The sequence below is a fragment of the Mesorhizobium sp. WSM4837 genome (assembly GCF_055811435.1).
The window spans coordinates 28,560-52,632 of sequence record NZ_JBVVQE010000041.1; the positions used below are offsets into that span (position 1 = coordinate 28,560).

At 62.3% G+C, this 24,073-nt stretch carries 16 protein-coding genes, 1 tRNA gene and 1 pseudogene; 7 read left to right on the forward strand and 11 right to left on the reverse strand.

Features of this window, described 5'->3' with window-relative positions; genetic code table 11:
* Positions 1–34: 34 nt before the first annotated feature.
* Together AC0L3D_RS22520 and AC0L3D_RS22525 are read right to left on the reverse strand one after the other, a co-directional pair.
* On the reverse strand, positions 35–1,015 hold the full coding sequence (locus AC0L3D_RS22520) for an acetamidase/formamidase family protein (protein ID WP_473645855.1): 981 nt from the start codon (positions 1,013–1,015) through the stop codon (positions 35–37).
* Entirely contained in the window at positions 1,012–2,349 is a 1,338-nt protein-coding gene (locus AC0L3D_RS22525; protein ID WP_473645857.1) for a helix-turn-helix domain-containing protein, read from the reverse strand. The genes AC0L3D_RS22520 and AC0L3D_RS22525 overlap by 4 nt, the downstream gene beginning before the upstream one ends.
* A gap of 329 nt (positions 2,350–2,678) precedes the next feature.
* Between AC0L3D_RS22525 and AC0L3D_RS22530 the strand changes: the two are divergent.
* Positions 2,679–4,129: pseudogene (locus AC0L3D_RS22530) on the forward strand (acetamidase/formamidase family protein).
* A 254-nt stretch (positions 4,130–4,383) separates the two neighbouring features.
* Here the strand turns inward: AC0L3D_RS22530 and AC0L3D_RS22535 are convergent.
* Positions 4,384–4,460: transfer RNA gene (locus AC0L3D_RS22535), tRNA-His, on the reverse strand.
* Positions 4,461–4,902: 442 nt separating this feature from the next.
* The gene (locus AC0L3D_RS22540; RefSeq protein ID WP_128166139.1) at positions 4,903–5,361 is read right to left on the reverse strand and encodes a phasin; all 459 of its coding nucleotides are present in this window, start codon (positions 5,359–5,361) and stop codon (positions 4,903–4,905) included.
* A 254-nt stretch (positions 5,362–5,615) separates the two neighbouring features.
* Between AC0L3D_RS22540 and AC0L3D_RS22545 the strand changes: the two genes are divergently transcribed.
* Positions 5,616–9,290: a PAS domain S-box protein gene (locus tag AC0L3D_RS22545; protein WP_473645858.1), complete on the forward strand. Its 3,675-nt coding sequence runs from the start codon at positions 5,616–5,618 to the stop codon at positions 9,288–9,290.
* Positions 9,291–9,669: 379 nt separating this feature from the next.
* Here AC0L3D_RS22545 and AC0L3D_RS22550 read toward each other — a convergent pair whose 3' ends face one another.
* Positions 9,670–11,652 (reverse strand): acetoacetate--CoA ligase, encoded by a 1,983-nt coding sequence (locus AC0L3D_RS22550; protein WP_023800322.1) that lies wholly within the window; start codon positions 11,650–11,652, stop codon positions 9,670–9,672.
* 299 nt (positions 11,653–11,951) lie between these two features.
* On the opposite strand from AC0L3D_RS22550, the gene AC0L3D_RS22555 reads away from it, so the two are divergent.
* Entirely contained in the window at positions 11,952–13,802 is a 1,851-nt protein-coding gene (locus AC0L3D_RS22555; protein ID WP_023800321.1) for an AsmA family protein, read from the forward strand.
* 67 nt (positions 13,803–13,869) lie between these two features.
* Here AC0L3D_RS22555 and AC0L3D_RS22560 read toward each other — a convergent pair whose 3' ends face one another.
* From AC0L3D_RS22560 to AC0L3D_RS22585, 6 genes are all read right to left on the reverse strand, one after another.
* Positions 13,870–14,688, reverse strand: coding sequence for an ABC transporter permease (locus AC0L3D_RS22560; RefSeq protein ID WP_023800320.1), 819 nt, complete (start codon positions 14,686–14,688; stop codon positions 13,870–13,872).
* Positions 14,685–15,659, reverse strand: a complete 975-nt coding sequence (locus AC0L3D_RS22565; RefSeq protein ID WP_023800319.1) for an ABC transporter permease subunit — start codon at positions 15,657–15,659, stop codon at positions 14,685–14,687. The genes AC0L3D_RS22560 and AC0L3D_RS22565 overlap by 4 nt, the downstream gene beginning before the upstream one ends.
* A 9-nt stretch (positions 15,660–15,668) precedes the next feature.
* The gene (locus AC0L3D_RS22570) at positions 15,669–16,808 is read right to left on the reverse strand and encodes an ABC transporter ATP-binding protein (protein ID WP_023800318.1); all 1,140 of its coding nucleotides are present in this window, start codon (positions 16,806–16,808) and stop codon (positions 15,669–15,671) included.
* A gap of 73 nt (positions 16,809–16,881) precedes the next feature.
* A complete protein-coding gene (locus AC0L3D_RS22575) occupies positions 16,882–17,979 on the reverse strand; it encodes a polyamine ABC transporter substrate-binding protein (protein WP_473524092.1) in 1,098 nt (365 codons plus the stop codon).
* 357 nt (positions 17,980–18,336) lie between these two features.
* On the reverse strand, positions 18,337–19,290 hold the full coding sequence (locus tag AC0L3D_RS22580) for a DMT family transporter (protein ID WP_473629031.1): 954 nt from the start codon (positions 19,288–19,290) through the stop codon (positions 18,337–18,339).
* A 147-nt stretch (positions 19,291–19,437) separates the two neighbouring features.
* Positions 19,438–20,892: a helix-turn-helix domain-containing protein gene (locus AC0L3D_RS22585; RefSeq protein WP_473629032.1), complete on the reverse strand. Its 1,455-nt coding sequence runs from the start codon at positions 20,890–20,892 to the stop codon at positions 19,438–19,440.
* Between the two features lie 245 nt (positions 20,893–21,137).
* Between AC0L3D_RS22585 and aceA the strand changes: the two genes are divergently transcribed.
* The 4 genes from aceA (at position 21,138) to AC0L3D_RS22605 (ending at position 24,067) form a co-directional block, all read left to right on the forward strand.
* Positions 21,138–22,427 carry an isocitrate lyase gene (aceA, locus tag AC0L3D_RS22590; protein ID WP_128175834.1) on the forward strand — a complete coding sequence of 430 codons (1,290 nt, stop codon included), beginning with the start codon at positions 21,138–21,140 and terminating at the stop codon, positions 22,425–22,427.
* 64 nt (positions 22,428–22,491) lie between these two features.
* Entirely contained in the window at positions 22,492–22,734 is a 243-nt protein-coding gene (locus tag AC0L3D_RS22595; protein ID WP_027156310.1) for an SMc00767 family acetate metabolism repressor, read from the forward strand.
* A gap of 303 nt (positions 22,735–23,037) precedes the next feature.
* A complete protein-coding gene (locus tag AC0L3D_RS22600) occupies positions 23,038–23,427 on the forward strand; it encodes a response regulator (protein ID WP_473629065.1) in 390 nt (129 codons plus the stop codon).
* Positions 23,428–23,623: 196 nt separating this feature from the next.
* Positions 23,624–24,067 carry a Fur family transcriptional regulator gene (locus AC0L3D_RS22605; RefSeq protein ID WP_023800311.1) on the forward strand — a complete coding sequence of 148 codons (444 nt, stop codon included), beginning with the start codon at positions 23,624–23,626 and terminating at the stop codon, positions 24,065–24,067.
* The last annotated feature ends 6 nt before the right edge of the window (positions 24,068–24,073 follow it).

Here is a 24,073-nt window from a genome sequence, read left to right on the forward strand (position 1 = left end):
ATGAAACCGCTGCGTGATCTCTGATCATGGGTGGTCAGGGGCGAGCGGTGCGCTGGCTGTGCTGTCGCTCGCCGAACACGGCCTTGGTGATCGTGGCGTGCACGCCGAAATTTCCGTCGGCGACTTGCGTAATGCCGAAGTCGGCGGCAAGCGACATGATGCTCAACACCTCGTCCTCCGTGAGATCGTATGTCTGCATGATGAATCGGCGCGTCTGGCGAAAGGCGTTGCGCAGCGCCAACTCGATGGTGGATGTCTTGTAGACGTCCGACTGCGCGTTGCTGCCGAGGTCCCTGAGGTAGTTGGGATGGCTAAAACTCTGTATCACCCAGCTGTGCTCGGTTTCGATGAGCGGCGAGTTGAGACCGCGCAGGAAAGCCGGGCACCCTTCGCCCGCCTTATGCAGCTTGATGATGATGTCGCCGGTCAGCGAACACTCAAGACCCGTGCCATTGATCTCGCCGTCCGACTGCGCGAAATGTCCATCGCCGAGCGAGAGCAGTGCGCCCTGAACCGCAACGGGCAAATAAAGCTTCGCGCCGGCTCCGATCCTCCAATTGTCGATATTGCCGCCGAAATAGCCCGGCGGGATGGAATCGACCAGGTCGGCCTCGCGCGGAGCCACCGCGATGCACCCGAAGTGCAGGCGCGCCGGTATGCGCACGCCGCTACCACTCAAGTCGCGATGCGAAACCTTGCTGTGGTCGACGGGTATGCCAGGATAGTCGATCGTCGCGTGGACAACGCCGAAGGGGTCGGTCTGCGGCTGCCATTCGTAGCTGTACAGCGGCCGCGCTGCGGCCGGGCACCGCATGTCGATCTCGAAGATAGTCACCGTTTCGCGTTTGGCATCCCGGTCCAGAAGGTCGTGATACTGATACCCCCACCACGCCGATACGTTCGATGCGAAGGCCTTGCCGGGAAAGGCAGCGCTCGGCCGTGGCCGAATTTCGACGAACTCGATCTCGAGCACGTCGCCAGGCTCGGCGCCGCGCACATAGATCGGGCCAGTCATGATGTGAACGCCGAACCCCTCGCCAGCGCCGCGCCCAAGATGGAAGCGTTTGCCGGACCGGCCCCGCGACGGTCGACGCGCTTGTGTTCGGGTGACCAATCGAACACGCTTTCAGCCCCGCTGTCACCCGCCACCATCCGCTGCCAGTCGTCGCCCGCGTGCTGAGTGAGTGTCTCAACGGTGACTGAATCGCCCGGATCGACGCGCAACACCGGCGGCAGCGAGCGGCTGAAAAAGCCCCAATGCACGGTCTCCGCTGTTGCTGGCAAATGCCAATGGTCCCTGCGTTCGCGGGCTCTTGCCGTTGGTGGGCGATCCATAGCGGCCTGCAGCATCGGGGCCGGCCGCGCCGCCGCCGACTTGCGGCCGTCCGGTTTGCCTCGCAGCGGATAAGCTTCCTCCGTCTGCGACCTAGCGCGCCTCACCTGCCTGGGACTCATTCCAAACGTCGCGCCGAAAGTGCGGCTGAAATGCGATTGATCGCGAAAGCCCCAGCGCTGTCCGATCGCGGCCACGCTTTCATGTGCATGGTTGGGATCCGCCAGGTCGATGCGGCAATGTTCGAGGCGCTGCTGGCGCACATATTCGGAGAAGCTTTCGCCGCGCCCCTCGAACAGTTTTTGCGCGTAGCGTATGGAAAGCCCTTCCAGTCTCGCGATCAGGGCCAAGGCCAGATCCGGGTCCGACAGCCGGGCGTCAATCGTCGCCGCGACGCGCCTGAAATGCGCCGCTTGCACCCCGGTCAGGCTGCCAGCGGGCTCACGTACCTCGCCAAGCAGGGCGCTTGCCACGAGTTCCGTCAAAGCCACTTCGGCGGCTGTCAGATCGGCCGCACCGGAAGTCTCGAGATTGGAGCCCAGCGTTCGCAATGCGGATTTCGCAACCGCAGCGACGACGGTGCTGCCTAGCACCTTCGGCAAGCGGATGCCGCTGCGGCCCAGCCGTGCTTCCAGTGGACCGGCGGCCGCCTGAAGTATGAACGCGCGGAAGTCACTGCGAAAGGTCATAGACCAGTCGTCGGCCGTGCCGAGCACCATCATGTCGCCGTCAGCGAGATCGAACGCCTGGTGCGGGGCGACAAGACGCCCGCGCCCAGCAACGATGAGAGCGAATAGAATCCCGTGGTCCCGGCGCATCGGCACGATGCGCTGGGGTGTACCAGAGACGTCGGCGAGGCGCGTGGTGGCGTTCGCTGCCCGCAGGTGCATGGTGCCTCTCGGGATCGGCTGGTCGTCGACAGAGACGGAAAGCGAAAGCTCCTCAAACCAGTCGAGCCACGCCTTGTCGCGGTGTTCGAGGGGCAGATGGTCGATCGATCGCAGAGCCGCAACCATAAGAGAAGGGGGTCCTTGTTGCATACTGCAGCGGCCTTTCCGGGGCGCGTTACGTCCATCATAAGACCCGCCCGCCGAGATTCACTTTAGCGCGACGCCGGCGACAGTATTTGTGCGCATGCGAACAATCTCTTGACTTTACCCTTTCACCAGGCGGAGCTCAAGCTCGCCGGTCTTGCCGGCGTGAGCGTAAGCCATTGAATTGACCCGTATTTATTTACGCAACAGCGCGATGCATTGATTTCGCGGCCGGCTGGCTGGATTGCCGATGGCGCGCGTGATGCATAAAATCGCGCACATTCCTTCCAACAAAAACAAGGGGACTGTTCATGTGCAAAGGCGATGATATCAGCTGTCCGCATTTCGAGCTTCACTACAACAAGTTGAAGCAAGATCTAAATGCCGAGCGACGCGGCTTTCTGAAGGGGGCCTGTTCGCGGCCAGCGGTCTGGCCACGCTGGGCGCCGGTGGCATCTCGCTGGTCACCCCCGCACTGGCGCAGGCCACGTCATCGAAGCTGCCTGCACAACGCGCCTATCATTATTTGCCGGCCAACGCCGAGACCGTGCATTGGGCTACTTCAGCAAATCGCTGAAGCCGCGCATCGAGGTCAATTCCGGCGACATCGTCACGATCGAGTCGCTCACCCACCATGCGGGCGATGACCTGGAGCGCATGGTTGACGGCGACGAGGGTGCAGAGAGCGTCTATCTCTGGACGAAAGAGAAGAAGGGCGTCGACCGCCGCGGTGCCGGCCCTACCGACCCGGCCAAGTACAAGAAAGGCTCTGGTGAGGGGCAGGGCGTGCACATCATGACCGGGCCCGGTCTATGTCCGCAACGCGGAGCCGGGCGACATATTAGAGGTGCGGATTCTCGATTGCGGGCCGCGTCCCTCTGGCAATCCCAAGTTCAGCGGCAAATCATATGGCTCCAACGCGGCGGCCAATTGGGGCTTCCACTACAATGATCTCCTTGGCGGCACCAAGCGCGAGGTCGTCACCATCTACGAGGTCGACGTTGCCGGCGGCAAAAGCTGGGCCGAAGCGGTCTACAATTTCCAATGGGTGCCGCAGACTGACCCGTTTGGCGTCAGGCATGACACGATCGACTATCCCGGGGTTCCGGTCGACCACAGCCTGACCAAACGAAACTACGACGTGCTGAAGGGCGTGAGACTGCCCATTCGCCCGCATTTTGGCACGATCGGACTGGCACCGAAAGAAGCGGACGTCGTAGACACCATCCCGCCGAGCTACACCGGCGGCAACATCGATAACTGGCGCATCGGCAAGGGCGCCACGATGTATTATCCGGTCTCCGTCGACGGCGCGCTGCTCTCGGTCGGTGATCCCCATGCCAGCCAAGGCGACAGCGAATTATGCGGGACGGCGATCGAATGCTCGCTCACCGGCACGTTCCAGCTCATCTTGCACAAGAAAGCGGACCTAGCCGGCACACCGCTCGAGGAGCTCAACTACCCCATGCTCGAGACGCAAACGGACTGGCTGGTGCATGGGTTTTCCTACGCCAACTATCTTGAGGAACTGGGACCGAGCGCTCAGAGCGACATCTATTCGAAGTCGTCTGTCGACAGAGCGCTGCGCGATGCGTTCCGGAAGATGCGCCACTTCCTCATGACAACCAAAGGACTGTCAGAGGACGAGGCGATTTCCCTGATGTCGATCGGAGTAGACTTCGGCATCACCCAAGTCGTCGATGGAAACTGGGGGGTGCATGCGGTGGTGAAGAAGGACATCTTCGCCGCACGTGTTGCCTGAGATGGTGGGTAACTAAATCTTGCATCACATCGCCGTTACTCGGAAGCTCGACAAAGGCTAAAGCGCGTCGCGTTTGAAGGAATTCATGCGAAGCGCTTTACGCTGCGCACCCTCGGGTCAGGCCCGAGGGCATGCTTTTGCGCAACATGCATCAGGAATCCGAACCAAGCGGGGCACCGACCGGTCCCTCCGTAAGAACGGACATCTGTAGCCAAGAGAAGCGGCCGAAACCGAAGAAGGCGACCGTGCACCAATGGTACCGTTGGCTGGGATCGAACCAGCGACCTCCGGATCCACAATCCGGCGCTCTAACCATCTGAGCTACAACGGCACGTTCGCCTGAGCGGGATGGAACGTTCATCCTCCGAGACCCGCTCTGTCGTTCGGCGATGCGTCCATACGGGCTATCGGAGTTTAATTCAAGGCTTTTGGCCGCGCACGGCCCGGAAAATCAGAATCGATTTCACTGGGGATCATGCGCAAAATCCCAGGGTTCCGCAGCGTGCTTTGCGCGTCCAGGAAGGCGCCCGGCGCTGTAGGCAAAGGGTGCTCCGGCACCGACATCATATTCGCCGGGCAAAGAAAAAGGCCGGCGGGAGGAGGTGCCGGCCTTTTCCTGTTCCGAGCCAGCGGGAGGAGGTGCTGGCTGGTCATCCCGGAGAGCAGAGGGAGGAGGTTCCACCCGCCGGGTATTCGCTTGGACCACTATATCTCACATAATCCTGTTCGAAGAAATGCGACCTTTTGTTGCATCTTCGAACTATGCGCAAATATTATGCGATCTTAACTTCCTTCATCGCCTTCTCGAAGGCGGTCTTGATCGGCTTGGAGACGTCCTCGGCCGCCTTGGAGGCGACGGTCTGGAAATCCTTTGCCTGCTCGACAGTCATCTCGACCTGCTTGCGCAGGAATGCGGTCTGCAGTTCGACGACTTCCGACAGCGACTTGGCGCCGATCAGAGCTTCGAAATGCGACAAGCCGGCTTCAGTATTGGCGCGCAGAGCGGCAATGGTCTTGAGCGACAGGTCGTTGGAAACGGTCTTGGCGGTCTCAAAGGTGGACTCAAGGGCCTTCTGGGTCTCTTCGGCGCCGGTCTTCAGCTTGGCATAGGCCTCTTTCGACTGCTCGACGCCCTTTTCGGCGAAAGCACGGATCTGGTCGGTGGCCTTGGAAGCGTCGAAGCTCGGGAATTCAACGTTTTCGATAGTATCAGCGGTCTTGGTCCTGGACAATTTTCCATCCTTTGCAGTGGTAGCGGCTTCGATAGGAAAGCCGTCTCGTTCATGTATGATGGCAATATAAAGGCAAATCTTGTGCATTGCAATATCTTTGTTGCAGCGCACCATAAATTTTCTCTCCCAGCGTTAACCACGCGCCCAGAGATTCCGGCGGTTGCACGCTATGGCTTGTGGACCTTCGCACCGTCGGCTTTTATTAACAAAGCGTTAACTGCAAACTGCCCGCTTCGTAAGGGTTCCCAAAGCGCATGCCGTCTGAAAACTACTCCTTCCTCGACGTCGCCGTGCTCGACGCGGTCCGCCAGCGCTTTGCCGCCGGCGACGCGATCGCTCTTTTGTCGGCAGACCTCGAACAGGTGATCTGGGCCAACGGACCAGGGGCAGCGGTGTTCGGCTACCCCGACATCGAGGCGATCATCGGCGCCTCGGCCGGCTTGCCGCCGATCGCCAGGCGCCAGATCATGGCAACAAGCGGTTTTCCACAGATCGGCCGCGACCGCGCCATCACGGTGCGGCTGGCAACCGGGCTGACCAGCCGCGCGGTTGGCTTTCTGGCCAGCGCGGTGACAATGCCTGACGGCGAAAACGCCATCATGCTGGCGGTGCCGGCGACGCAGACCGGCTCGCGCAGCGCCGCCGAGCTTGCCGCTCGGGCCATCAGCGGCTTTACCGAAGACGGTCATTTCATCGCCTTCGTCGATGCCAACGGCAACATAGAGGCCGCTTCCGATGGTTTTTCGGCACTCGGCATCCTGCCCGAAACGCTGACAGCGCTTGTCGCCGATGTTGCGAACGAGAGCGGTCGCGTCGTCAAACGCCTCGTTCCTGGCGGCACCGCTTCCTACCCGGCCGGCCTCGCCCGGCTGACTGACGAGCGGCACCTGCTGGTGGTGATCGACGAGAACCAGCTGGACTCCGAAGCAGCCCCTGCTGGCGTGCTCAGCGCAGGGGCGGCGGCCGATGCCGCAGTCCCGCCAAAAGCACAACAGGACAACCCGCCGGCAACAGTCGCGAAAACGGCTGCGGCAGAGCAGACAGTTGCGGCAGCCGACGAAGACACTTCGCTGTCGGCGGAGCATGATGTTCCCGATTCCAGTGGGCCCGATTCCACTGGGCTCGATTCGACCGGATCTCATTCAACTGCGCCTGATTCAACCGAGCAGGGTCCGGAAGCGGCCGGCGGGATACCTCCACAGCATGACCATTGGTATTTCAGCGCCAGCGAGGAGGAGGCGCAAAAGCCGGGACCGGATGCATCCGATCCTGTCGAGGCGGATGCTTCGGCGGAAAGCTTCGCACAAAATGCCGTCAGGGCCGCCTCCCCGGTCAAAAATGCCATCCCCTCGATCGACCGCGCGGCGGCGCCCCTGCGTTTCGTCTGGCGCACCGACGCCGAGGGCAGATTCAATGCGCTGTCGACGGAATTCGCGGAACTCGTCGGCAAGCCTGCCGCCGATGTGATCGGCCGGCGCTTCAGGGACGTCGCGGCCACCTTCGACCTCGATGCGACCGGCGACATCGCCGGTCTGCTCGACCGACGCGATACCTGGTCCGGCCGCTCGGTGCTGTGGCCGGTCGCCGGCACCGATTTCAAGATACCCGTCGACTTGGCGGCGCTGCCCGTCTACGGCCGCAGCCGTGCCTTCGAAGGCTTTCGCGGTTTCGGCGTTGCTCGCACCGGCGATGCGGTGGTCGATCCGGAAGCGATCGGCATGGCGCTTGTCGCCAATGCCGACGTCCCCGTGGCCGGCGAGCCGGAAGCCGCCAAAACGCCTGACGAAACCGACCCGTTCCAGGGCGAGGTGCCGGCGCTGACCATCGTGCCGAAGCCGGAGCGGCGCTTAGCCGACAAGGTGATCCGGTTGGCGGAGCACAGGCAGCCGGCCAACGACAAAGGCCTGTCGACGCTGGAACGCAGTGCATTCCGTGAGATCGGCGAGCGGCTCAAGAAGGACAATCCCCCGACAGAACAGCCCGCTGCCGCAATTGCGGCAGAGCCGGCTGCGGCGGAACCGACCGAAACCGATGTCGAAGACGAGAAGGATGTCGCAAGGCTCGACGGTGAGCAGCCGCAAGCAACCGTGTCCGACCTCTCAGGCTCGCTGCTCGACTATGCCGACCGGGACTACGTAGCCGACGATGGCGACGGTGCGCCGGTCTCCGAGCCGGACAAACCGGCGCAGGAGATCGCTGAGCCCACCGACGCCGCCAGTCGATCGATCGCCGAAGACGCCGACAGCATGACGGCCGCCGATTTCCGCGATGCAGAAGACAGCGAGGACTCGGCGCGACCCGATGACGACGAAACCGGTTCGCCAACCGATGGCATCGGCGATGCCGGCGACGTCGAGCCGGCGACGGTCGAGCGGCCGCGCCTGCCGGTGCCGCCGCTCAAGCTCGAAGCGTTCGTGCCGTCGGCTTTTTCGACCGCGGACGACAACAAGGCTCCGGACATTTCGATCCTCGGCAAGCTGCCGGTGCCGCTGCTGATCCATTCCGGCGACGATCTTCACTATGCGAACGAGGAATTCCTCAGCCTGACCGGCTATGACACGCTCGACCAGCTGGAGGATGCCGGTGGCCTCGACGCGCTGTTTGCCGATCCTTACGACGGCAGCGCCTCCGATGGAACCGACCACGCGCTGCGGTTGAAGACGCGTGACGGTCAGGAGTTCCCGATCGAGGCCATTCTGCGCTCGGTGCCATGGCGTGGCGGCAAGGCGCTGATGCTGGTCGTGCGCCGGTCCGGCGACGACGAGGCAGCAGGTGCCGCCGACGACCAGACGCAGCCGGACACTTCGGAGCTCAAGGCGCGCATTGCCGAGATGCGCACCATCATCGACACCGCGACCGACGGCGTCGTGCTGATCGGCCGAGACGGAACGATCCGCTCGATCAGCCGACCGGCGGAGGCGCTGTTCGGTTTCGACAGCGACGAGGTGACCGGAAAACCCTTCGTCTCGCTGTTCGCGATCGAAAGCCAGCGCGCCGCGCGAGACTATATCGACGGATTGTCCGAGCCCGGCGTGGCGAGCGTGCTCAACGACGGCCGCGAGGTGATCGGACGCGAGGCGCAGGGGCGCTTCATTCCGCTGTTCATGACCATCGGCAGGCTGCCCAACGACAGCGGCTTCTGCGCGGTGGTGCGCGACATCACCCAGTGGAAGCGGGCCGAAGAGGATCTGACCCAGGCGCGCGCCGTGGCCGAGCGCGCTTCCTCGCAGAAGACCGACTTCCTCGCCCGCATCAGCCACGAAATCCGCACGCCGCTCAACGCCATCATCGGCTTCTCCGAGCTGATGGTCGACGAGAAATTCGGACCGGTCGCCAATGACCGCTACCGCGACTATCTGCGCGACATCAACCGGTCGGGCAACCATGTGCTCGACCTGGTCAACGATCTGCTCGATATTTCGAAAATCGAGGCCGGCCAGCAGGAGATGGCCTATGAGGCAGTGTCGCTCAACGACACGCTGGCCGAGACGGTGGCGATGATGCAGCCGCAAGCCAACCGCGAACGCGTCATCATCCGCTCCAGCTTCGCCTCCCGGCTGCCGGAAGTGGTGGCCGATCTGCGCAGCGTGCGCCAGATCGCGCTGAACATCCTGTCGAATGCCATCCGCTACACGCAGGCCGGCGGCCAGGTGATCGTATCGACAGCCTACGAGAACTCCGGCGACGTCGTGATGCGCGTGCGCGACACCGGCATCGGCATGAGCCAGTCCGAGATCGAGCAGGCGCTCAAGCCGTTCAAGCAGCTCAACGCGCTTAAGCGCGGGCGCGGCGACGGCACCGGTCTCGGGCTGCCGCTGACCAAGGCCATGGTCGAGGCGAACCGGGCCCGGTTCACCATCAACTCGACACCCGGCGAGGGCACCCTGGTCGAAGTCGCCTTCCCGTCGACCCGCGTGCTGGCGGATTAGGGCAGCGGATCTTCAGTCGTCCGTGTCGCCGCGCTATCTCTTTGTTTGAGCATTGGATTTTCCCAAACCGGTGTCCACTTTGGCTCATGCTCGGCACACAAAAGAAAGGCGTCCAACAGGACGCCTTGAATGATCGATTGCTGTACATCGGGGGCTTGAGCGAATTCAGATCCTCTTGGGATTTAGAGGAACGGGATTTCTCCCTCAAGTTACGCACGACTATCGATGTCGGCCCTTAACAAAACCTTACCGGCACCGAGAAAAATTTACCGATGTGTACCACTCATGAAATCTAGGTAAATTCGAGCGAGATATTTCGTTAACCATGCTCGGCTCCGTTTGAACGCGTGACGGATCGCATGTCCTGGACCTCGAGAAACTAATCGGCCAGCTGCGGCAGGTCGCGGAACAGCTCGAGCGCTTCGGGATTGGCCAGCGCCTCCTTGTTCTTGACGGCGCGGCCATGCACCACGTCGCGCACCGCAAGCTCGGTGATCTTGCCCGATTTGGTGCGTGGAATGTCGGCGACGGCGACGATTTTAGCCGGCACGTGGCGCGGGCTCGCGCCGCTGCGGATTTTCGCGCGGATGCGTTTTTCCAGCTCGGCGTCGAGTTCAACGCCGGCCGCCAGCCGCACGAACAGCACGACCCGCACATCATTGTCGAAATCCTGGCCGATGCACAGCGCTTCCAGGATTTCCGGCATTTGCTCGACCTGATTGTAGATTTCCGCCGTGCCGATCCGCACACCGCCCGGGTTGAGCGTCGCGTCGGAACGGCCGTGGATGATCAGGCCGCCATGGGCGGTCCATTCGGCGAAGTCGCCGTGGCACCAGACATTGTCGAAGCGCTCGAAATAGGCGGCGTGGTATTTCTTGCCTTCGGGATCGTTCCAGAAGCCGATCGGCATCGCCGGGAACGCCTTGGTGCAGACGAGCTCACCCTTTTCCTGCCTGAGCGGCTGGCCGTCGTCGTCCCAGACATCGACGGCGAGGCCGAGGCCGGGTCCCTGGATCTCTCCGATCCATACCGGTTGGGTCGGCACGCCGAGCACGAAGCAGGAGACGATGTCGGTTCCGCCAGAGATGGAGGCGAGATGCACGTCTTTCTTGATGCCGTCATAGACGAAGCGGAAATCTTCCGGCGACAGTGGCGAGCCGGTGGAGGAGATCGTGCGCACGCTGGAAAGATCGTGCGTGTTGATCGGCCTGAGGCCGGCCTTGCGCGCGGAATCGATGAATTTGGCCGAGGTGCCGAAATAGGTCATCTTCTCTGCGTCGGCGAAGTCGAACAGCACGTTGCCGTCAGGGTAAAAGGGCGACCCGTCATAAAGCAGAAGGGTTGCGCCCGACGCCAGGCCGGAGACCAGCCAGTTCCACATCATCCAGCCGCAGGTGGTGAAATAAAAGAAGCGGTCGCCGTCGAGCAGGCCGGCGTGGAGCCGTTCTTCCTTGACATGCTGGATCAGCGTTCCGCCGGCCGAATGGACAATGCATTTGGGAATGCCGGTCGTTCCGGAAGAAAACAGGATGTAGAGCGGATGCGCGAACGGCAACCGTTCGAAGGTGACCGACTTGGCAGCGAAGGATGAGAACGCCTCGTCCAGCGCAGTCGCCTTCTCGATGATCGCCGCCACATCGATCGACGTGCCGAGATAGTCGACGATCAGGATCTTGCGGACGGTGACGAGCTTTGCCGCGACGGCGGCGATCTTGTCGGCAACCTCGATCGCCTTGCCATTGTACCAGTAACCGTCAGGCGCGATGAAGACGACAGGCTCGATCTGCCCGAACCGGTCCAGAACGCCCTGCTCGCCGAAATCGGGAGAGCAGGACGACCACACGGCCCCGATCGAGGCTGCCGCCAGCATTGCCGCGACCGTCTCCGGCATATTGGGCATCATGGCAGCGATGCGGTCGCCCTTTTTCACCCCGAGCGACAGGAAAAGCTGCTGCAGCCGCGAGGTCAGCGCATGCAACTCGTTCCAGGAGAGCCGGCGCTCGACCTTGTCCTCGCCGCGAAAGACGATGGCGTCACCGAGCCCGGTTTTTTTCAACAGGTTCTCGGCGAAGTTAAGCTTGGCGTCGGGAAAGAAGGCGGCGCCGGGCATCTTCTCGCCATCGACGAGCACGTGCTCGCCGCCACTGATTCCCCCGCTGGCGCCCTTGTCGCCAACGATGCCGCAAAAGTCCCAGACCAGGCTCCAGAACGCCTCGCGATCGTCGATCGACCAACGATGAAGATCGCCGTAGGAGGGAAAAAACCCGCCGGTTGCGGCCGCCGCGGCCTGCATGAAGGCGGTCATCGGCGCCGCGTCGATCTGGTCTTTGGTCGGTATCCAGAGCGGTGCGTCGCCAGCCATGATCGTTCCTCCTTAAAGCACGTTACGCTTGAAGAGATTCACGCGACGCGCTTTAGACTTTTGTTATTATCATGTCGTTATCCAAAAACGTTGCGCATTTTGGCGACATGCATTGGCATCGCTTATGCATATCGCAGCGCAGCAGAGCAAGATTTTGTTCGGCCGGGCGGCGCGGATGTGCGCAAATGCCATCGCTGGGCCATAAAGACTTGAAATGCGCCAGCCCTAAGTCGTAGGTAAACGACTGGGGTTACACCCGTCGGGCGATTTTTTGTCGGAACGGAAGCATACGGGGCGACATGCCATCACCTTTGATCCGGCGCGGAATATGGGCGATCGGCGCTGCCGTGCTCGTCATCGCGCTGGCCGTTGCCGCCCTGCCGCTCGTCGCCTCGACCCGTATCGTGCGCGACCGCATCGCCTGGGAAATGAGTGCGTGGAGCGGTTTCAGGGTCACCATCGACGGCGCGCCACGGATCGAAGTCTGGCCGAATTTCCGTGCCATCCTGGCCGACGTGACGCTTTCGCAATGGACAGAGACCGACGCGCCGCCGGTGATCGAGGCTGAACGGGTCGAGGTCAATCTCTCCGCCATGGCGGCGTTGCGTGGCAATGTGGTGTTCTCGACGGCGCGGCTGATCCGGCCGACGATCAGGGTTCAACGCGCAGCACATGGACTTTTCCTGCCCGCCCTGCCTTCGGGCGGGCGCATCACCCGTTCCATCGACGTCGCTCGCGCCGTTGTCAGCGCCAATCCAGCCAAGCCGGACCTCAGCAAGCTGCCGGCTGATCCGTTCGGCACCGTGGAGTTCAGGAACGGCCGCGTGGTGACTTCCGTCGATGGCAAGGACGCTGAGATACTGAGCAGCCTGAGCGGCCAGGCGAACTGGGCCGCAATGAACAGCAATGCGACGCTGTCGGCGACCGGGATCTGGCGCGGCGAAAGCGTCGCCGTGGATGCCGCATCGTCAAACCCGCTGGTGCTGTTTGGCGGAGGTGCGGCGCCGATGACGCTTTCCTTCAAGGCGGCCCCTGCCAGTTTTTCGTTCGACGGCGTGGCCAGCATGTCCGAGAACGCCTATTTCGACGGCCAGGCAAAATTTGCCGCACCCTCGCTCAGGCGCGCGCTCGAATGGTCGCGGGCCGGCATCGCGCCGGGCGCAGCAATTGGCTCGGTTTCCGTTTCCAGCAAGCTCACGGCGACCTCCGGCCGCATTAAATTCGAAAACACCGAGATCGCCCTGGACGACAATCCGGGAATGGGTGCGCTGGATTTCTCCTTTGGCGAGGCGCGCCCGGTGATCGCCGGTACGCTCGCCTTCGAGACGCTCGACCTGCGGTCGTTTCTCTCCGCCTTCGCACCCCTGGCGCCCGCGAACGGCGCTGGCCCCGGCGAAATCGACATAAGCGTCGCCGACCGCATCGATCTCGATCTCAGACTGTCGGCAGCGCAGGCCACCGCAGGCGCCATCCAGCTTGCCGACGTCGCCGCCGCTGCCCAGGTCAAGAACGGTCTTGCCGTCTTCGATATTTCCGATGCATCGGCCTTTGGCGGCAACATCCAGAGCAGCCTTCGTTTTGACCGCAAGCCGGAAGGCACGCAGGTCGAGATAAGGCTGCTCGCCTCCGACATCGACGGCGGGGCTTTTGGCACCGCAGCCGGAATGACGCGACTGGTGCCGATCGGCACCGGAACCGTTTCGGTCATCCTCAAGGGGCCGGGCAGAACCTGGGATTCCATTTTCGAAAATGCCGACGGCTCGGTTTCGGCGAAATTCGGCCAAGGCGCGTTGAGCCGGTTCAACCTGCCGGCGTTTCTCAAACACAATGAACAGGGCGGGTTCTTCGCGCTCGACGATGTCTCTGACGGAACACTGCCGATCGACGGGGCCGAACTCAAGGCGAGCATTTCAAACGGTGTGGCGAAGATCGACAAGGCCGAAGCGAATTCGGCGAAGTACAAGATCTGGCTTTCCGGCATCGCCTCCTATGCCGGGCGCGGACTGGCGCTGTCCGGCGGCATCATTCAGGCGGACCAGCCAGCCACGCAGACAAATAGCCAAGGTCCCAACCAGTCTTCGTTCTTCATCGGCGGAACGTGGAGCACGCCGTTCATTTCGCCGATAAGCCGCGGGGTATCCGGCGAGTAAGCAACGAAGCTGCTGCGGTCGTCGTCAGAAGTACTTCCTGCCGGCTTTGCTGGCGCCGCCCCTTTCGTCACCCCCGCTGAGCGGCCTGCTCATCGCGTTGGCGCTGGACCGCGCGCCGCTTGTTGGCGAGCGAAGCGATGATGACGCCAACCGCCACAACCGCGATCAGGATGGTGCAGGCGGCGTTGATCTCCGGCGTCACACCGAGACGAACCTGGCTGTAGATCTTCATCGGCAGCGTGGTGGCGCCAGGCCCTGAAGTGAAGCTGGCAATGACCAGATCGTCGAGCGACAGTGTGAACGCCAGCATCCAGCCGGACACGATCGCCGGCATGATGACCGGCAGCGTGATCTGGAAGAAGGTCTTCACCGGCGGCGCCCCAAGATCCATCGCGGCTTCTTCCAGCGAGCGGTCGAACGTGATCAGGCGCGACTGCACGACGACGGCGACGAAGCACATGGTCAGGGTGATGTGGGCAAGCGTGACGGTGACAAAACCGCGGTCGAGACCGACGGCGACAAAGAGCAGCAGCAGCGACAGGCCGGTAATGACTTCCGGCATGACCAGCGGCGCAAAGACCATGCCGGAAAACAGTGTCCGGCCCTTGAAGCGTGTGTAGCGCGTCAAGGTGAGAGCCGCCAGCGTGCCGAGCACGGTCGCCACGGTGGCCGAGATGACGGCGACGCGGGCCGTTACCCAGGTGGCGTCCATGAGGCCCTGGTTGTGGAACAGCGAGACGTACCATTTTGTCGAGAAGCCGCCCCAGACAGTGACCAGTTTCGATTCGTTGAAAGAGAAGACGACGAGCAGGACGATCGGCAGGTAAAGAAAGGCAAAGCCGAGCACGATCGAAGTGATGTTGAAACGGCTCCAGGTCGGATTCATCTGTCCTGCTCCTGGGCGCGGGCCTGGGCCCGCTGGAAGAGCATGATCGGCACGATCAGCAGCAACAGCAGGATGACGGCGACGGCCGAAGACACCGGCCAGTCACGATTGGCGAAGAACTCGTTCCACAGCGTCTTGCCGATCATCAGCGTCTGTGAGCCGCCGAGCAGGTCGGGAATGACGAATTCGCCGACGGCGGGGATGAACACCAGCAGGCAGCCGGCGATGACGCCGGGTAGCGACAGCGGAAAGGTGATCTTCCAGAAGGCGCTGGTCGGTGGGCAGCCGAGATCCTTGGCTGCCTCGATCAGCGAATAATCCATCTTTTCCAGCGACGAATAGAGCGGCAGCACCATGAACGGCAGGTAGGAATAGACGATGCCGATGAAGATCGCCGTATAGGTGTTGAGGATGATCAGCGGCTGGCTGATAACGCCGGTGGCGAGCAGCAGCTGGTTGAGCAGCCCCTCAGGCTTGAGGATGCCGATCCAGGCGTAGACCCGGATCAGGAACGAGGTCCAGAACGGCAGGATCACCAGCATCAGCAAAGTCGGGCGCAGCATCGCCGGGGCGCGCGCCATGCCGTAGGCGATCGGGTAGCCGACAAGCAATGTCAGCACCGTCGAGATGGCGGCGACGATGACGCTGGTCACATAGGCGTTGACGTAGAGCGCGTCCTGGGTCAGCCACGTGTAGTTGTCGATGCTGAGCTCATTCAGCTGGGCGAAGAAAACGGCAAGGCCGTCGCCGAAGCCGAGCACCGGCGTGTAGGGCGGTATGGCGATCGCGGTCTGCGACAGCGAGATCTTGAAGACGATGACGAACGGAATGAGGAAGAAGAAGACCAGCCAGAGATACGGAATGAGGATGACAAGCCGGCCAACGAAGGCCTCTCCCGTTCTGGCCAGGGCGGATTTTCCGGCAGCGGTGGCTCGAGAGCTTGTTGCGGCGGTGACAGCGGCATTCGACATGGCCGCCCCCTATCGCGTCAGCACGACGCCGGCATCCGGCCGGAACGACACCCAGGCACGGTCGTTCCAACTCAGCGGATCCTCGGTGATGCGGGCCGCGTTCATCGTGCTCGCTCGCACCACCTGGCCATCGTCCAGCCTGACGTGATAGACGGTCATGTCGCCGAGATAGGCGATATCGTAGACCTCACCTTCGATGGCGTTGACAGCGCCGGCCGGTCTCGTCGACGATATCTTTATCTTCTCCGGCCTGATGGCGAAGGCGACGGCCGCGCCAGTTGCGGCATCGCCGGCATTCTCGGTCCGGATGGTGATGCCGTTGCCGGCATCGATGCTTGCAGCACCCGCCTCGCCATGCGCAATCTTGCCTTCGAACATGTTGACGTTGCCGACAAAGCCGGCGACGAAACGGGAACCCGGCGCCTCGTATACTTCGGCCGGCGTTGCCACCTGCATCACCTCGCCCTTGTCGATGATGGCGATGCGGTCGGCCATGGTCATCGCCTCTTCCTGGTCGTGGGTGACGACAACGAAGGTGAGGCCGAGTGACTGCTGCAGATCCATCAGCTCGAACTGTGTTTCCTCGCGCAGCTTCTTGTCCAGCGCGCCCAGCGGCTCGTCGAGCAGCAGCACTTTCGGCCGCTTGGCGACCGAACGGGCAAGCGCGACGCGCTGGCGCTGGCCGCCGGACAATTGGTGCGGCTTGCGCTTGGCGAACTGCTCGAGCTTGACCAGCTTCAGCATCTCTCCAACGCGCGCCGCGATCCCGGGCTTCGGCATGCCGTCCTGCTTGAGGCCGAAGGCGATGTTGTTTTCGACCGTCATATGCGGGAACAGCGCATAGGACTGGAACATCATGTTGACCGGCCGCCGGTACGGCGGGATGCCGTGCAGATCCTGGCCGTCAAGCAGGATGCGGCCGGCGGTCGGCTCCTCGAAGCCGGCGAGCATCCGCAAAAGCGTCGATTTTCCACAGCCCGACGCTCCGAGCAGGGCAAAGAACTCGCGCTCGAAGATCGTCAGCGACAAATTGTTGACGGCGGTGAAGTCACCAAACTTCTTGGTCACTTTGTCGAACTGGATATATGGCTTGGCGTTCGGATCGTTCCACGGCGCGAAATCCCTGCGGATGCTGCCAAGCGATTTCATGTCCACTCCGTCCTGCGTTCTATCCCCAAAAGGACTTGACCCCGGCAGCACCTGCCGGGGTCGTTGATGTCGCTTACTGCCCGGTGACGATCCTGGTCCAGGTGCGGGTGACGACGCGCTGGGTCTTGGAATCGTAGGGAGCGATGGTGAACAACTTCGCCAGCGTCGCCTCGTCCGGGTAGATCGCCGGATCCTCAAGTATCTCCTTGTTGATGAACTGCTGCGACGCCTTGTTGCCGTTGGCGTAGAAGACGTAGTTGCTCGCCTTGGCGATGACTTCCGGCTTCATTATGTAGTTCAGGAATTCATGAGCTTCGGCGACATGCGGCGCGTCGGCCGGGATCGCCATCTGGTCGAACCACATTTCGGCGCCTTCCTTCGGCACGGAATAGGCGATCTCAACGCCCTGGTTTGCTTCCGTCGCACGGTCGCGCGCCTGGAACACGTCGCCCGACCAGCCGACGGCCAGGCAGATGTCGCCATTGGCCAGCGCGTTGATATATTCCGACGAGTGGAACTTGCGGATGTAAGGCCTGATCTTCAGCATCACTTCTTCGGCCTTGGCGAAATCGTCCAACGACGTGGTCTCAGGATCGATGCCCAGATATTTGAACGCGTTCGGCAGGATGTCGCTCGGAGAATCGAGGACATAGACGCCGCAATCTTTCAGCTTCGCCAGCTTTTCCGGGTTGAAGAACACGTCCCAGCTGTCGATCTTGTCGGTGCCGAGCGCTTCCTGCGCTTTCTTGACGTTATAGCCGAGGCCGACCGTGCCCCACATGTAGTTGATCGAATATTCGTTGCCGGGATCGTACTTGGTCGTGCGCTCCGAAACGACGTCCCACATGTTGGAAATGTTGGGCAGCTTCGACTTGTCGAGCTTCTGGAACACCCCTGCCTGGATCTGGCGTGCGAGGAAATTGGCGGTCGGCACGACAACGTCGTAGCCGCTGCCGCCGGCAAGCAGTTTCGTCTCAAGCAGCTCGTTGGAATCGAAGGTGTCGTAGGTGACCTTGATGCCCGTTTCCTTGGTGAAGTCTTCGATGATCGAGCTGTCGATGTAATCCGACCAGTTATAGACGTTGACGACGCGGTCCTGGGCATGAGCGCCGAGGGTGAAAAGCGCCAGAAATGCCGAGGTCGCCGAAAGCCAGAATGCTTTGCGGATCATGCGTCTCTCCTTTGATGAGTGTTCCATCGCCAGCACGTCGCGGGGCTGCGCGGCTGGGCGTTTGCTTCAGATTATTGAGCTTTCCGACAAGCGACAAGCGCGAACCGCCAACACGACAGCAGTTCAATGCGCAACGGCCGAGCCCCCGGTTCCTTTGTCGTGATCCAGGTGGCATGCCGGCGCCGTCAAAGGCTCTCGCCACGGCGCTGGCAGGGATACGACGATGTTGTCCGGTCTCGGTCGGGCCGGAGGGGAGACTTGGCAAGATGAGCCTGTCTTGTTGTTGCCGTATTTGCAGCCTGCCCGCGCGGCCGCGCCATTGTCAATGGCTCATCTCGCTTTGGCGCGTGCGCTGCATCAATTAGGCGACGGCATGCCGGTGACACCCGGCCGCACGGGTCGCGCCTGACGCTTGAATTCGAGCCCGATATGGACCAGCAGCGCCGTGACCACGACCGTGCCGCCAAGGATGGTGCGTCCCGACGGCACCTCGGAATGGATGAGCCAGACCCAGATCGGGCCGAGGATCGGCTCAAAAGTGCCGAGCAGTGCTGCGACAGCAGCCGGAACGAGCCGGGCGCCGGTGGCGAAAAAGGCAAGGCCGAGACCGAGATTGACCACGCCGAATGCAAACAGGAAACCCATGTCGCTGCTGGAAACGCCGAATTGCGATGCCTGCGACGCCGCGAATGCGGCGGCAATCATCGTGCCGAGGCAGGTCGCCGGCGTCATGCGCACATGGGCAAAGCGTCGCGTGATGACCGTGGCGATCGAAAACATCACGGCGATAAGCAGCGCCAGGCCGTCACCGATGGGCGACACCGCGCCATCGAGCGATTCCGATACCATGATGGCAACGCCGGCAATGACGGCGGCAATCGCCACCCAGGTCGCCAACGCCACCCGTTCGCGAAACAGCACCCAGGCAAACAGCGCCGCCAGGAGCGGCACGCCGGCCTGCATCAAAAGGATGTTGGCGACAGTGGTGTAGGCAAGCGCCACGACGAATGAGGTCGATGCGGTGGCGAAGCAGAACGCCACGGCAAGGCCGGGCAGGCCCATGCCGCGGAACAACCTCACCGTGCAGTGCCAGCCGTCGCGCCAGACCATGAAGCAGATCAGGAAGGCGGCCGCCCAGACCGAGCGCCAGAACACCACCGTCCAGCTGTCTCCGGCGTCGATGAAACGGGCGATGGCGCCACCGAAACTCCACATCAGCGCCGACAGGAAAATCAGCAGGAAGCCGGCACGCTCGTCACGCGGCGAGACGACAGGCGAAACGGCTAACGGTGATGATGATATATCGCTCATGATTGCGACTGTCGGCGATTTCGAGGCAACACGATGCACAGCGGACGACAGAAACGTGCCACATTCGCCTAGCGCAAAGGCAGCGGCGGAGCGTGGTCCACCGGGCAGCGATGGTTGTGGCAAAGACGGCAGTCGCCTGCCGGGACCTCACTGGAAATCGAAGGCGCTTAGTCCGGTCACCATCTCGTCCAGGCCGAGCGGGCGCGTCACCGGCGGCTCGGCGCGCGCGAGGCAGCCGATGCGTTCGCACAGCCGGCAAGCCGGGCCAACCGGCGTGGCCGGACTTGTGCCCTGTCCGGCTTTTCCGGCCGCAGCGGCAGCCGGCCACGGCAGTGCCGCGCCGTAGACGATCTCGTCACGAAAGCCGATGTCGCAGCCGAGCAGAAGTGCGGTACGGCGCGGGCGCTCCGCAAACGAGCCTTGCGGCCCCTCAAGCGTGCGGGCGACGCAGAGGAATTCGGCGCCGTCGGGCATTTCCACCGCCTCGACGAAGATCTGGCCGGGCTGGGTAAAGGCGGCATGCACGGGAAGCTTTGGACAGCCGCCGCCGAAGCGGCTCTGCGGAAAACCCTGGCTGCCAGCCTTGCGGAAGCGGTTGCCGGCGTTGTCGACCTCGAGCATGAAGAAGGGCACGCCCGGCGTGCCCGGCCGCTGCAGCGTGGTCAACCGGTTCGCCGCCTGCTCGAAGGAGACGCCGAAGCGCGAGCGCAGCACGTCGATGTCGTAACGCGCGCGTGTGGCGGCTGCGTGAAAGGATTGATAGGGCATCATCAGCGCGTGGGCAGCGTAGCGGCCAAGCTCGAAGCGGGCGAGCCGGCGGGCCTCATCCGTGGTCAGCTTCAGCGCCTGGATCTCGCTTGCCACGGCGACCGTCATGCGGATCAGGCAGGCCTCCATCGCCACCTCGCGCAACTGGTCGAACGGCGACAGGCGCTCGGACAGGAACAGACGCTGCGAATGGCGGTCGTAGCGGCGGCGCCAGTTCGGCATGGTGGCGACCGGCAGCACCTTGACGACGATGCCGTATTCGCGCTTCAGCCAGGCCTTCAGCGCACCGAGCAGATCGTCGCCGGGATCGAGCACCGAAATGAATGCCTCGGCCTCCTCTTCGAGCGCGGCAAAATGGTTCGGACGGCGCTCGAAAATCTCGTGCACCTCGTCGATCGGCAAGCGGGCGCCGGACAGCGCCGTCGCTTTGCCCTCACGCGCCAGGAGTTCGTTGAGGTCGGAAAGGCGCTCGGCCTGCTCGCGGTAAGCGCGAAACAGTTTTATCACCGCGGCGGAAGCGTTGGGCGCCGCCTCGGCAAGCTCGATCAGCTCCTGGTCGCCAGGCAATTCGCCGACCAGCAGCGGATCTGAAAACACTTCCTTCAAGGCGGTGACCGACCCCCTCGCCTCGCCCTGCAATTCATGCGGGTCGACCTTGTAGACAGATGCCAGCTTGAGGATCAGCTGAACCGTCAGCGGCCGCTGGTTGCGCTCGATGAGATTGAGGTAGGACGGCGAGATGCCGAGCCCTTCGGCCATCGCCGTCTGGGTCAGGCCCTTGGCGCTGCGGATGCGGCGGATGCGCGGCCCGGCGAAGATTTTTTGATCGGCCACTCGGCTGTCCTTGACAGAATTTACATGACTCCCGCGCGGCGCTGCCATGCCGGCCTTTTACAATCATGACAGATTTACAGCGCCTGAATGTCAAACGCAACACAGGTTTTCCCTTATTTTTCAGCCAATCCTCTGGTTTTCCTCGCCTGGCCCGCGCCAAAATGTAAATGCTGTCATACCAAAACGGCGCAGAAATTTTCATGAGGCGGCGTTTCTATCCCAACAACGATCTGTCGGAGCGAACAATGACTGATTTTTACAACCTCGTCCCCTCGGCGCCGGAAGGCCGCTTCGACGGCATCGAGCGGCCCTACTCGCCGGACGACGTGAAGCGGCTGCGCGGTTCGGTCCAGATCCGGCAGAGCCTCGCCGAAATGGGCGCCAACCGGCTCTGGAAGCTCATCCACGAAGAGGATTTCGTCAACGCGCTCGGCGCCATGTCGGGCAACCAGGCGATGCAGCAGGTCCGGGCCGGGCTGAAGGCGATCTACCTGTCCGGATGGCAGGTCGCGGCCGACGCCAACACCGCATCCGCCATGTATCCGGACCAGTCGCTTTATCCCGCCAATGCGGCGCCCGAACTGGTCAAGCGCATCAACCGCACCCTGCAGCGCGCCGACCAGATCGAGACCTCTGAAGGCAAGGGGCTTTCGGTTGACACCTGGTTCGCGCCTGTTGTCGCCGATGCGGAAGCCGGCTTCGGCGGACCGCTCAATGCCTTCGAGATCATGAAGGCCTTCATCGAGGCGGGTGCCGCCGGCGTCCACTACGAGGACCAACTGGCGTCGGAGAAGAAGTGCGGCCATCTCGGCGGCAAGGTGCTGATCCCGACCGCCGCACACATCCGCAACCTCAACGCCGCGCGGCTTGCCGCCGACGTCATGGGCACGCCGACGCTGGTCGTCGCGCGCACCGACGCGGAAGCGGCAAAGCTGCTCACCTCCGACATCGACGAGCGCGACCAGCCCTTCGTCGACTATGGCGCCGGCCGTACGGTGGAGGGCTTCTATCAAGTCAGGAACGGCATCGAGCCCTGCATCGCACGGGCCGTCGCCTACGCGCCCCACGCCGACCTGATCTGGTGCGAAACCTCCAAGCCCGATCTGGCGCAGGCCAAAAAGTTCGCCGAGGGCGTGCACAGGCACCATCCCGGCAAGCTTCTCGCCTATAATTGCTCGCCGTCGTTCAACTGGAAGAAGAACCTCGACGATGCCACCATCGCCAAGTTCCAGAAGGAACTCGGCGCCATGGGCTACAAGTTCCAGTTCATCACGCTGGCCGGTTTTCACCAGCTCAATTTCGGCATGTTCGAACTCGCCCGCGGCTACAAGGCGCGGCAGATGGCGGCTTATTCCGAACTGCAGGAGGCTGAATTCGCGGCGGAAGCCCACGGCTACACCGCGACCAAGCACCAGCGCGAAGTCGGCACCGGCTATTTCGACGCCGTTTCGATGGCGATCACCGGTGGCCGGTCTTCGACCACGGCCATGCATGAATCGACCGAGCACGCCCAGTTCAAACCGGCGGCGGAATAGCACGAACGCAACCAAATAGAGGCAACGCCCCAAAAGGGGTAAAAAATACGCAAGGAGAAGACCAATGGCATCGATAAGCCGCGTCAAGGAACGGGCCGAAGAACAGGCCACCACGATGACCGTCGACCAGCAGGCGACCATCCGCATGCTGGCCAACGACCTGCACAGGCTCAACCAGTCGGTGATGAAGGCGGTCGAGGCCGGTGTGTCGGTGGAACTGGTGCGCTCGGCACGGCACCATGGCGGCGACGGCAACTGGGGCGACCTGCTGATCCCGGTCATCGTCACGCAGCGGAGCGTCGGCTGATCGAAATCCGACGAAATCCTGCTGGCGGATCCGGCATCACCTGCGCAGTTCTCTGCGCAGGTGATTTGCACTTGCACAACCAGTTTGCATGCACGGCAAGAAAAGAACTTGCTTTAAATTTTAAGCTTTCTTGCGATGTTCTCGACGCCGGTCATTTCAGCTTGACATAGGCAGCGATCTCACGGCAATTGTTCCCAAGGTACAACCCTGCATTGAAACCAACGAGTGCCCGCCCTGCTCATGCACCCCTTGATTCGCACTCTGGACCAGCTGAGTTTGATGAGCCGGAATGTGGACCCCGAAATGCTCACCGACTTCACCCGCGTGCTCGTCGTCGGAAAATCGCCGGTCAACCGGGTGGTGGTGTCCAAAATCGTCGAACGGTCCGGGCTCAAACCGATCTCGGAATCGCCCGAAACGGCAGCAACGACGCTGCGCTCGCTCATTCCCGGAGCTGTCGTTCTCGATGGCGGAGCCGACAACAAGGATTGCGACGCACTGATGTCGCGTATCGACGCGCTTCGACGCATCTCGGGCAGATCGCGTCCCCCGGTGATCCTGCTCTCGACCAAAAGCGGCACACCGGAGAGCCTCGGCCTGTCGAGCGTCGTCGATGCGGTGGTCGTCAAGCCGATCACGACCGAACGGCTGCAGCCGGTGATCGACCATTTGATCGGGCTCGGACGCAGCTAGCCGGCGTGCTATCCGGCTCCCTTCCTCGCTTCTTGCGATCGGATCTGGATATCTTGTGTCAGTGTGTGACCGCCTGACAGCGAACCCAGTCCGATGTCCTTTTGCAATTGCGACGCATCTGGGATAGCACCTTCGAACAAATCCGCAGGCATGTTCCGACTTCGCGACATGGCTGTCGATATTGGCGGATCATGACATGTCCTCAGAACAGACCATCGCCGCGCTTTGCAGGGAACTCGGACTGCGCATCACCGGTCCGCGCCGCGTCATCATGCGCGTTCTATCCGAATCCAGCGACCATCCGGATGTGGTGGAACTCCATCGCCGTGTTGTCGCCATCGAGCCGACGATCGCGCTCGCCACTGTCTATCGCACCGTCAGCCTTCTGCGCGAAAAGGGCATTCTGGAGCGGCACACCTTCGGCGATCGGCGCGCCAGATACGAAACCGTCCCCCGCGAGCATCACGATCATCTCATCAACATCGAGACGGGAGATGTCATCGAGTTCCAGTCGGCGGAGATCGAGCGGCTCCAGGAGGAAATCGCTCGACAGCACGGATTCACGATCATCAGCCACAGACTGGAGATCTACGTGAAGCCGATCCAGAAACAGCGTCGCTCTCGTCAAACCAGAGAATGACCGCCA